The sequence below is a fragment of the Geodermatophilus sp. SYSU D00965 genome (genome assembly GCF_054050075.1).
Genome location: NZ_JBJGYQ010000059.1, coordinates 1 through 596 on the forward strand (window position 1 = coordinate 1; position 596 = coordinate 596).

Sequence of the window (596 nt, forward strand, 5' to 3'; positions counted from 1 at the left end):
CCGTCGCAGGCCAGCCAGCGGGCCCGCGCCGCGGAGATCACCGCCCCCGACGCCAGCTTCCCCGTACCCGGCCCGGTGGCGGGGTCCACCAGGTCCTCGATCCCGATCTGCACCAGCACGTGTGGCTTGTGCCCGCGCAGCTGCGGCAGGCCCCCGGCGGCCAACTGGTTGTCGCACAGCTGCACCAGTGCGTCGGCCAGCTGCTGCGGCCGGGAGCGGTCGTCGGCGGCGCAGCGGCCGGCCTGCACCACCGCTTCCAGTGCCGCGGCCAGCTTCTCCCCGCCGACGGCGTCGAGGTCGAACCGGCCGGTGAGGCTGCCGTCGGCGTGGCGGGCGATGGCCAGCCGCCGGCCCTCGGTCGGGTCGGGTTCGGGTCCGTCGGGATCGAGGCGGGCCAGGTAGTGGTGCACCACCTGCCGCAGCTCCTCGTGCGGCCGCTGCGCGGCCACGTCGGCCAGCACCGCGTCGACCTCGCCGAGGTCGACGCCGGCGGCGGCCGCGGCGGCCTGCGGCTGCGGGCGGGTGACCGGCTCGATGAGCGCGACCTGGCCCTCGGTCACCGCGCCGGCGGCGAACGCCGCCGCCACCGCCGGCAG

The 596-nt window shown here is 78.0% G+C and carries 1 protein-coding gene; it reads right to left on the bottom strand.

Annotation, left to right across the window (positions count from 1 at the left end; translation table 11 throughout):
* Positions 1-596, bottom strand: a 596-nt coding sequence (locus ACI789_RS24550) for a DUF222 domain-containing protein (protein WP_457012160.1), incomplete at both ends; no start/stop codon positions are given.